Genomic DNA, 9,801 nt, shown 5'->3' with positions numbered 1-9,801 from the left:
GGCGCCCCGCGCCGCGCTGAAGGTCGCGCCGGGCATCCCGCACGAGGCCGTCCCCGGTGACGCGGAGGCCGAGTGGATCTCGGACGGCGGGGACGTGAAGGAGGCGGTGCTGTGGTTCGGCACCGGCTCCCGGCCGCCTCCCCCCGGCCGGGCCCCGCGTCCGGTGCCGAACCCGGCCCCGCGCCCGACGCCGTACCCGGACCCGGCGCGGTACGCGCGACCCTGCTGCCCGGCCCCCGCACGCTGCTCTCCCGCGGGCTGCCCGACCCGGCCGTGCGCCCGCCGGGCCGGTACCTGTACGAGCCCGACGGCGCCGTCATCCGCGCGCATCTCGTCGCCGAGGTGGCCGAACGGCTCGACGGCGGGCTCATCGACCCGACCATCGCCTACGTCACCGCCGACGAACACCGCCCCACCCCGTACGCCACCGCCTACGAGATCACCGACCGGCTCCCCTTCAACGTCAAGAAGCTGAAGGCGCTGCTGCGTGAGCGCCGGGTCGGCACCCTGACCGTCAAGAAGCGCGGCTCGGCGGTGGAACCGGAGGAACTCCGCCGCAAGGCCCTCCCCAAGCCCCACGGCACCGCGTCCGTCACCGTCTTCCTCACCCGCGTCGCCGGCGCCCCGACGATGCTGCTGGGGCACCCGGTGCGGTGAGCCCCGCGGGGCCGGACCGGGGCCCGGACACCCTCCGGGCACCCCCGCGCCCTCTTCCGGCGCGCGGCGGGTGACCTGCGCCGGAGTCCGGCCGCCGGATCACGGCCTCCGGATCACGGCCTCCGGATCACGGCCGCCGGATCACCGCAGCGACTCCCACAGCTCCTCCGCCTCCGGCTGGTCCGCCACCACCCGGTCGGCGTTCCAGGGAGCCGGGACCACCGGCATCGTGAGGGTGGTGACCGCGGACGAGGACAGGCCCCGCAGGCTCTGGGCGAAGCGGGTCAGCTCGGTCAGCGAGTCCAGGCCGGTGTCGGTCGTGAGGCTGCCGGTGACCGCGTCGGCGACCTCGTACAGCTTCACGGGGTCGGTCAGCAGGCTCTGCGTCCCGGTCCGGTCCAGCAGCGCCTTCACCAGCATGTGCTGGAGGCCTATGCGGCCGAGGTCGCTGCTGTCCCCGATGCCGTACCGGGTGCGGGCCAGCGCGAGGGCGTCGGTGCCGTCCAGGTGGTGGGTGCCCGCTTCGAGGTCGAGACGGCTCCGGTCGTCGTCGATGTCCTCGTCCGTGGTGACGGTGACGCCGCCGAGCGCGTCGACCAGGCGGGCGAAGCCGGTGAAGTCGATCTCGACGTAGTGGTCCATGCGGACGTCCGTGAGCAGTTCGGCCGTCTTCACCGCGCACACCGGCCCGCCCACCTCGTACGCGCTGTTGAACATCGCGTGGGACGCCGGCCGCGTCGTCCCGCCGTCCGGCAGCGGGCAGGCGGGGCGCTCGACGAGGGTGTCGCGCGGGATGCTGACCACGGTCGCGGCGGTCCGGCCGGCGTCGAGGTGGACGACCATGGCCGTGTCGGAGCGGGCTCCGCCGCTGTCGCCGCCGCCGAGCGCCCGGTTGTCCCCGCCACCGCGCGCGTCCGAGCCCAGCACCAGGATGTTGAGGGACCCCGTGGGCAGGGGCGAGGCCGAGGAGGACGCCGGAGCACCCCGGTCGGCGGTGGTCCCCCTGGCCGGACGGTTGTCGCCCAGGGCACTGTCGATGTCGACGCCCGTGATGTTGTCGCCGAGCTGCCAGTACGCCCAGCCGGCCGTCCCGGCACCCAGCACCAGCACGCCCGCCAGGGCGAGACCGGCGATCCTCAGCGCCCGCGCCCGGCGGTCCGGCCGCCGGTCCGCCGGGTCCACCGGCACGTCGGCCCCCGGCTCCACCGGCACGTCGGCCCCCGGGTCCGGTCGGGCGTCCGGCCGGGTGTCCGACCGCCCTCCGGTCCCCGCGCCCGACCGTATGCCCGCTCCCTCGGAGTCGCTCGGGGGAGCGTCGCCCCCGGCCTCACCACGGCTCTCGTCCCGGCCCGCGCCCCGGCTCTCGTCCCGGCCCGCATCCTGGTTCTCGTGTCCCCTCACAGGGAGGAACGTAAGTCCGAATTACGGCGACCGGCGTCCTCCGGACCGTTTTCTCGTGAAGTTCTCAGACTTCACCGCCCGGACTCGCCCCGGGAACCGTCCGGCCGGCCGCCGGACGACGGGCGCCGCGCGAGCAGCACAGGTCCGAAACTTTCGGATCTTCCATCGACTCCCTTCGGGCGCGGCTCGACCGGCGCCCAAAAGCCCATAAGCCCGGAAGTGCGCGGGTGCGGGCGTGCGGACGCACGGAAGTCCGGGAACCGTCAGCTTCCGGGGGGCGGCGGCGCCGTGCTGCTGCGCACCACCAGGCTCGTCGCCAGTTCCACCCGGGATGCGGCCGGCGCCGCGCCCTCGCCCTTGCCGAGGTCGAGGACCAGCCTGGCCGCCGCCTCCGCCATCTCCGTCAGCGGCTGCCGCACGGTCGTCAGCGGCGGCCCCACCCAGCGGGCCACCGGCAGGTCGTCGAACCCGACCACGCTCAGGTCCTCGGGGATCCGCAGGCCCAGTTCGCGGGCGGCCTCGTAGAGTCCGAGCGCCTGGAGGTCGTTGCCGGTGAAGACCGCGGTGGGCCGGTCGGGGCGGCGCAGCAGGGCGAGGCCCTGGCGGTAACCGGTCTCGTGGTGGAAGTCGCCGGTCATGACCAGCCCGGGGTCCACCGGAAGCCCGCCGGTCTCCAGCGCGGCCCGGTACCCGCCGATGCGGGCACGGCTGCACATCATCTGCGAGGGCCCGCTGATCGCCCCGATCCTGGTGTGCCCCAGTTCGACCAGGTGCCGGGTGGCGGCGAGCCCGCCCTGCCAGTTGGTCGCGCCGATGGAGGGCACGTCGGTGCCGGGGTCGCCGGCCGGGTCCATCACCACGAACGGGATGGAGCGGCTGGTCAGCAGTGCCCGCCCGGACTCGTCGAGGCCGGACAGGACGAGGATCACCCCGTGCGGGCGGCGGGCGGCGACCTGGTCGGCCCAGGTCCGTCCCGGGGTGAGCCGTCCCGCGCTCTCGGAGAGCACGACGCTCAGCCCCGCGTCCCTCGCCACGTTCTCCACGCCCCGGATGACCTCCATCGCCCAGGCGCTCTCCAGCTCGTGGAAGACCAGGTCGAGCAGGGGCGAGCGGTTGGCCTCGGCGCGTCGGCGCCGGTAGCCGTGGGCGCGCAGCAGTTCCTCGACCCGGCTGCGGGTGGCGGGGGCGACGTCGGCACGGCCGTTGAGGACCTTCGAAACAGTCGGTGCCGAGACTCCGGCCTCGCGGGCGATCTCGGCGAGGGTCGCAGTCTGCGCGCTGCGCCCTCGCGTCCGGGTTTCGGAGGGCTGCGAGGAAGTCATGGCGGCGATCGTATCCCTGCGGGCCCCCTTGACGAAGCCTTCCTTGCGCCATAGGTTCCCGGAACATTCGACATGTAGTCCGAAATATTCGTAACTCCCGGCCGCGGACCCGGCCTTGCCTCCGTCACCGCGTCGAGAACCCTGGCGAGAGGGCCCGCCGTCCACCCGACAGGAGTTCCATGACCACCGCGCCCTGGCGTGACCCCGCCCTGCCCGCCGCAGCCCGTGTCGACGACCTGCTCGCCCGGATGACCCTGGAGGAGAAGACCGCCCAGCTGTACGGGGTGTGGGTGGGCGCGGACACGGACGGCGAGGGCGTCGCCCCGCACCAGCACGACATGAGCTCCGACCACGACTGGGACGAGCTGATCACCCTCGGCCTCGGCCAGCTCACCCGCCCCTTCGGCACGGCCCCCGTCGACCCGGACGCCGGCGCGCGGGCGCTGGCCCGCGCCCAGCGGCGGATCGCGGCGGCGGGCAGGTTCGGCATCCCGGCGGTCGCGCACGAGGAGTGCCTGGCCGGATTCACCGCCTGGCAGGCCACCGCCTACCCCGTGCCCCTGGCCTGGGGCGCCACCTTCCACCCCGAGCTGGTCGAGGAGACGGCTCGGCGCATCGGCCGCGACCTGCGTTCGGTCGGTGTCCACCAGGGGCTCGCGCCGGTCCTGGACGTCGTGCGCGACCCGCGTTGGGGCCGGGTGGAGGAGACGATCGGCGAGGATCCGTACCTGGTCGGCACCATCGGCACCGCCTACGTGCGCGGGCTGGAGTCCGCCGGGGTCGTCGCCACCCTCAAGCACTTCGCCGGGTACGCCTCCTCGGCCGGCGCCCGCAATCTCGCTCCCGTGCGGGCGGGCGTGCGGGAGTTCGCCGACGTCACCCTGCCGCCGTTCGAGATGGCGCTGCGCGAGGGCGGGGCGCGCTCGGTGATGGCCGCGTACACGGAGACGGACGGCGTGCCCGCCTCGGCCGACCCGGCCCTGCTGACCGGGCTCCTGCGGGAGGAGTGGGGGTTCACCGGTACGGTCGTCGCCGACTACTTCGGCATCGGCTTCCTGGAGAGCCTGCACCGGGTCGCCGCGACCCCGGCCGAGGCGGCGCACGCGGCGCTGCTGGCCGGCATCGACGTCGAACTGCCCACCCTGAAGTGCTACGGCGAGCCTCTCCTGGACGCGGTCCGGGCCGGACGGGTCCCCGAGGAGCTGGTGGACCGGGCGGCCCGCCGGGTGCTGCTCCAGAAGTGCGACCTGGGCCTCCTCGACGAGGACTGGAGCCCGGAGCCGGAGACGCCGGTGGACCTGGACTCCGCCGGGAACCGCGCCCTGGCCCGCGATCTGGCCGAGGAGTCGGTGGTCCTCCTCGACAACCCCGACGGGCTGCTCCCGCTCTCCCCCGACTCCCGGATCGCGGTCGTCGGCCCCCGGGCGGCCGACGCCCTGGCCATGCTGGGCTGCTACTCCTTCCCCTCCCACGTCCTCACCCACCACCCCGGCAGGCCGACGGGCATCGACATCCCGACCGTGCTGGAAGCGCTGCGCGCCGAACTCCCCGACGCCAAGGTGACGTTCGCGGAGGGCTGCGACACCTCGGAGCCGGGCACCGGCGGCTTCGAGGAGGCCGTCGCCCGGGCCGCGGAGGCGGACGTGTGCGTGGCGGTCCTCGGCGACCGGGCCGGGCTGTTCGGCCGCGGCACCTCCGGCGAGGGCTGCGACGTGACCGACCTGAACCTGCCCGGCGTCCAGGGCGCGCTGCTGGACGCGCTGGTCGCGACGGGCGTGCCCGTCGTCCTCGTCCTGCTCACCGGCCGCCCGTACGCGCTCGGCCGCTGGCAGGGCCGCCTGGGCGCGGTCGTCCAGGCCTTCTTCCCGGGGGAGGAGGGCGGCCCGGCGGTGGCGGGAGTGCTGTCGGGCCGCGTCAACCCGTCCGGCCGGCTGCCCGTGAGCGTGCCCCGGGCGCCCGGCGGCCAGCCGTGGACGTACCTCCAGCCGCCGCTCGGCCTCGCGGGCGAGGTCAGCAACCTCGACCCGACCCCGCTGTACGCCTTCGGCCACGGCCGCTCGTACACGTCGTTCGCGTGGGGGGACTTCACGGGCGGCGGACCGGTGGAGCTCGCGACCGACGGGACGTACGAGGTCTCCCTGACCGTGCGCAACACGGGGGACCGCGACGGCGCGGAGGTCGTGCAGCTCTACCTGCACGACCCGGTGGCCTCGGTCACCCGCCCCGACGTCCGCCTGATCGGCTACCGGCGCGTGGAGCTGGCACCGGGCGCGGCGGCCCGGGTGACCTTCCGCTTCCACCCGGACCTCTCGGCGTTCACCGGCCGCTCGGGCCGGCGCGTGGTCGAACCCGGTGCCCTGGAGCTGCGGTTGGCGGCCTCCAGCGCGGACGTGCGCCACACGGCCCGCCTCACCCTCACCGGCCCCCCGCGCGAACCCGGCCCCGACCGGCGGCTGGTGTGCGGGACCGAGGTGTCGGAGGTTGCGGACGAGGTGTGACGGGCGAAGCGGGCGGAACACGACGGACCGGGGCGAGGGGCGCGTGGGGAGGACGGGCGCGGCGGGGGGCGGTCAGCCCGTCGCCACCGACTCGAAGCGCCACCGGTGCACCGGACGGGTGACCAGCTCTCCCCCGGGGTCCGGGAGTTCGGGCAGATCGGCGTCGTACGGGGCGTCCCACCAGGTGATGACGAGGACCCGGTCCTGCGGGGCGCGGAAGGTCTCCCGGCGCACGGGGGCGGGGCCGGCGGGCAGTTCCCGCACCCGCGCCTCGGCCCAGGCGAGCAGTTCCCCGCCCCGGCCGGGCACGGCCCGCGCCTCCCACATCAACGCGACCGTCACGAGTACAGGTTCTCCCCGCTCACCTCGTGCACGTGATCGTGCGCGTGCCCCTGTGCGTGACCGTGCGCGTGTGCGTGACCGTGTGCGTGCGCGCCGGAGGGCGCGTGGGTCTCGCCCGGCACGTGCGGTTCCGTCACCGGGAGGGACGAGTCCGCGGACAGGTCCCAGTCGGAGGCCGCCCGGCCCCGGGCGACCATCTCGGCGCCCAGGGCGGCGACCATCGCGCCGTTGTCCGTGCACAGTCCCGGGCGCGGTACGCGCAGCCGGATGCCCGCCGCCTCGCAACGCTCCTGGGCCAGTGCCCGCAGCCGCGTGTTGGCGGCCACCCCGCCGCCGATCATCAGGTGGTCGACGCCCTCGTCCTTGCAGGCACGCACGGCCTTGCGGGTGAGCACGTCCACGACCGCCTCCTGGAAGGAGGCCGACACGTCACGCACCGGGACCTCCTCCCCCGCCGCCCGCCGGGCCTCGATCCAGCGGGCCACGGCGGTCTTCAGGCCGGAGAAGGAGAAGTCGTACGCGGGGTCGCGCGGCCCGGTCAGTCCGCGCGGGAACGCGATCGCGGACGGGTCGCCCTCGCGCGCGTACCGGTCGATGACCGGGCCGCCGGGGAAGCCGAGGTCCAGCACGCGGGCGATCTTGTCGAAGGCCTCGCCGGCCGCGTCGTCGATGGTGGCGCCCATCGGACGGACGTCGGAGGTGATGTCCGAGGAGAGCAGCAGCGAGGAGTGGCCGCCGGAGACCAGCAGCGCCATCGTCGGCTCGGGGAGCGGCCCGTGCTCCAGCTGGTCGACGCAGATGTGCGAGGCGAGGTGGTTGACGCCGTACAGGGGCTTGCCCAGGGCGTAGGCGTACGCCTTCGCCGCCGAGACGCCGACCAGCAGCGCACCGGCGAGACCCGGGCCCGCGGTGACGGCGATGCCGTCCAGGTCCCGGGCGCTCACCCCCGCCTCCTTCAGCGCGCGCCCGATGGTGGGGACCATCGCCTCCAGGTGGGCGCGCGAGGCGACCTCGGGGACGACACCGCCGAAGCGGGCGTGCTCGTCGACGCTGGAGGCGACGGCGTCCGCCAGCAGGGTGGTGCCCCGGACGACGCCGACACCGGTCTCGTCGCAGGAGGTCTCGATCCCCAGTACCAGGGGTTCGTCAGCCATGGGTCTCGGTTCCTTCTACGCCGTTCACGGGGATCGCGGGGGCCTGGGGTTCCGTCCGGTCGACGGAGGCGGACGGGTCGCTCAGGCGCATCACCAGGGCGTCCACGTTCCCCGGCTGGTAGTAGCCCTTCCTGACGCCGATGGTCTCGAAGCCGAAGCGCTCGTACAGCTTCTGGGCCCGGACGTTGTCGATCCGGCACTCCAGCAGCACCTCGGCGCACTCGAACGCGGTCGCCGCCCGCAGCAGTTCCGTCAGCAGCCGCGAGCCGAGGCCGGTGCCCCAGTGGTCCCGGCGGACGGCGATCGTCTGGACGTCGGCCACCCCGGTCGCCCCGTCCCCGCCCTCCTCGCCGTCGGCCGCCGCACCGACGGAGGTGAGGCCCGCGTACCCGACGAGACGGCCGTCCTCCTCGGCGACCACGTAACGCCGGGTCGCCGCGGGACCGCGCGCGTGGGCCAGCTCGGACCAGAACATCCCCCGCGACCAGGCGTCCTCGGGGAACAGCTCGCGTTCCAGCTGGAACACCCGCTCGATGTCCCACCAGCGCATGTCGCGCAGCGCGACCTTCTCGGGCCCTGTCACTCGTGTCACTTGGGGGTGACCACCTTGTAGTTCTTGGGGACCTGGGCATCGGGGCGGCGCAGGTACAGCGGCCGGGGCGCGGACAGTTCGGCGCCGGCCGCCAGCCGCTCGGCGGCCAGCCGGGCGAGGGCGGCGGCACTCACGTACTCGGGCTCGTGCGCCCGGGGGAAGGTGTCGGGGTACAGCAGCGCGCCGGCACCGACCGCGGGCAGCCCGGCCACCCGGCCGGCGATGTCGGCGGGCCGGTCGACGGCGAGGTCGGTGAGACGGGTGCGGGAGTCGGCGTACCGCGCCCAGTAGACCTCCTTGCGCCGGGCGTCGGTCGCCACGACGAAGGGGCCCTCCAGGTCGGCGGCGTACGCGAGGCCGTCCAGCGTGCACAGGCCGTGCACGGGGACGCCGAGCGCGAGCCCGAAGGCGTCCGCGGTCATCAGGCCGACCCTCAGGCCGGTGTAGGGCCCGGGGCCGGTGCCGACGACGATCCCGGTGAGGGCGTCCACCTTCAGACCGGCCTCGGCGAGCACCCGGTCGATCGCCGGGAGCAGCAGTTCGCCGTGGCGGCGGGCGTCCACCTGGCTCGACGAGGCGACGACGTCGTCGCCGTCGTGCAGCGCGACGGTGACGGCGGGGGTGGCGGTATCCAGAGCGAGCAGGAGCACACAAACAGCCTACGGCTCTCCGCACCCCGTGTCGGACGGTCCGGCCGGACGGTCACGTCCTGCTACCGTCACCTCGTCGTACGCACACTCCGGACTATTCCGGACGATCCTGGACGATCGACGTCGGAGCGGTGGCGGCGGGGGCTGCGCGGGAGCGGGTGCGACGGGACACGGCGGGCCGGGACGGGACAGAGGTGGTGACGGCGGTGGCGGACAACAGCTCGGCGATCGTGACGGGACTGACCGCGGCGGCCCTCCTGACGGTCGGCGTCCTCGGCCACCGGGCGGCGGCGAACGCGCCGGCCGCCCCGCACGCCGACCGCGCGGACACCGCGCGGACCGCCCTGCGGGCGGACCGGGACGGGGGTTCGCCCGCCGCCCCGCCCAAGGGGTCCGGCCGGGGCCCCCGGGTCGTCTACGACCTCGGCGACGACCGGGTGTGGCTGGTCGGCAGCGGCGGCGAGGTCCGCCGCACCTTCACGGTCAGCCCCAGCACGGTGGATCCGGAACCGGGCACCTACCGCGTCACCTCCCGCTCGAAGAACATCACGGGGTCGGACGGCGTCCCCGTCGAACACGTCGTCCGCTTCGCGAGCAACGACGGCACGGCGATCGGTTTCAGCGCGGCGGTCGACGGCTCGGCCCCGCACCTGGACCCGAGGATCCGCACCGGCGGCATCCGCGAGACCCGGGAGGACGGCGAGGCCATGTGGAGGTTCGCCACCATCGGCCGCGCGGTCGTCGTCGTACGGTGACCGCGACATCGCCCGCGGCCCGTCCCGCGCCCCTCGACCCGCGCGCTCCAGGGGCGCACGGCCACGGCGGGCCCGGGTCAGGCGGCCTCGCGGCGGTGACCGTTCCCCGGCCCGGCGAGCCGGGGCCGCGGGTGCGGTTCGGGAGCACGGGGCGGGGTGGAGATCGCGGCGGCGGCCGCACCGGCCGCCAGCAGGTCGCGCATCGACACCCCGGCGGACGACTGCGGCCGCGCCTCGGTCCCGCGAGCGTTCTCGGTGCGCTGCATGGACGCCTCCTGGGGTCGGGGGCGGACGTAGTTAGGCAGACCTAACTACGAGCTGGATACCATGTGACCACGCCCGGGACGCCGAATGCAAGATTTTACCGACACCTTGTCGGAGCACGGGGAGGACGGACGCCCCGGGCCCGGGCGCCGTCCGTCCTCCCCGT

General features: G+C 75.0%; 9 protein-coding genes and 1 pseudogene. 3 read left to right on the top strand and 7 right to left on the bottom strand.

Annotation, left to right across the window (positions count from 1 at the left end):
- Positions 1–657, top strand: a pseudogene (locus AOK18_RS15525) (THUMP-like domain-containing protein); the annotation flags it as partial.
- Positions 658–798: 141 nt separating this feature from the next.
- Here AOK18_RS15525 and AOK18_RS15520 read toward each other — a convergent pair.
- The gene (locus AOK18_RS15520) at positions 799–1,845 is read right to left on the bottom strand and encodes an LCP family protein (protein ID WP_055694745.1); all 1,047 of its coding nucleotides are present in this window, start codon (positions 1,843–1,845) and stop codon (positions 799–801) included.
- A 476-nt stretch (positions 1,846–2,321) separates the two neighbouring features.
- Positions 2,322–3,380 carry a LacI family DNA-binding transcriptional regulator gene (locus AOK18_RS15515; protein WP_055694742.1) on the bottom strand — a complete coding sequence of 353 codons (1,059 nt, stop codon included), beginning with the start codon at positions 3,378–3,380 and terminating at the stop codon, positions 2,322–2,324.
- 179 nt (positions 3,381–3,559) lie between these two features.
- Between AOK18_RS15515 and AOK18_RS15510 the strand changes: the two genes are divergently transcribed.
- Positions 3,560–5,878: a beta-xylosidase/alpha-l-arabinosidase gene (locus AOK18_RS15510; protein WP_055694741.1), complete on the top strand. Its 2,319-nt coding sequence runs from the start codon at positions 3,560–3,562 to the stop codon at positions 5,876–5,878.
- Between the two features lie 72 nt (positions 5,879–5,950).
- On the opposite strand, the gene AOK18_RS15505 is transcribed toward AOK18_RS15510, so the two are convergent.
- The 4 genes from AOK18_RS15505 to tsaB are packed head-to-tail and all read right to left on the bottom strand — an operon-like array spanning position 5,951 to position 8,616.
- Positions 5,951–6,220, bottom strand: a complete 270-nt coding sequence (locus AOK18_RS15505) for a hypothetical protein (RefSeq protein WP_055572646.1) — start codon at positions 6,218–6,220, stop codon at positions 5,951–5,953.
- The gene (tsaD, locus tag AOK18_RS15500; protein ID WP_055694740.1) at positions 6,217–7,374 is read right to left on the bottom strand and encodes a tRNA (adenosine(37)-N6)-threonylcarbamoyltransferase complex transferase subunit TsaD; all 1,158 of its coding nucleotides are present in this window, start codon (positions 7,372–7,374) and stop codon (positions 6,217–6,219) included. Before tsaD ends, AOK18_RS15505 begins: the two co-directional genes overlap by 4 nt.
- Positions 7,367–7,957: a ribosomal protein S18-alanine N-acetyltransferase gene (gene rimI / locus AOK18_RS15495; RefSeq protein WP_240503191.1), complete on the bottom strand. Its 591-nt coding sequence runs from the start codon at positions 7,955–7,957 to the stop codon at positions 7,367–7,369. Before rimI ends, tsaD begins: the two co-directional genes overlap by 8 nt.
- Before the next feature lie 5 nt (positions 7,958–7,962).
- Positions 7,963–8,616: a tRNA (adenosine(37)-N6)-threonylcarbamoyltransferase complex dimerization subunit type 1 TsaB gene (gene tsaB / locus AOK18_RS15490; protein WP_055694739.1), complete on the bottom strand. Its 654-nt coding sequence runs from the start codon at positions 8,614–8,616 to the stop codon at positions 7,963–7,965.
- 206 nt (positions 8,617–8,822) lie between these two features.
- On the opposite strand from tsaB, the gene AOK18_RS15485 reads away from it, so the two are divergent.
- A complete protein-coding gene (locus AOK18_RS15485; RefSeq protein ID WP_055694743.1) occupies positions 8,823–9,371 on the top strand; it encodes a L,D-transpeptidase in 549 nt (182 codons plus the stop codon).
- A gap of 77 nt (positions 9,372–9,448) precedes the next feature.
- On the opposite strand, the gene AOK18_RS15480 is transcribed toward AOK18_RS15485, so the two are convergent.
- On the bottom strand, positions 9,449–9,637 hold the full coding sequence (locus AOK18_RS15480) for a hypothetical protein (protein WP_055572649.1): 189 nt from the start codon (positions 9,635–9,637) through the stop codon (positions 9,449–9,451).
- Between the last annotated feature and the right edge of the window lie 164 nt (positions 9,638–9,801).

The sequence above is a fragment of the Streptomyces prasinopilosus genome (genome assembly GCF_001419695.1).
Lineage (GTDB): Bacteria > Actinomycetota > Actinomycetes > Streptomycetales > Streptomycetaceae > Streptomyces > Streptomyces prasinopilosus.
The sequence above is the reverse complement of the archived record's forward strand: the minus strand, read 5'-3'. Positions and strand labels throughout refer to the sequence as shown.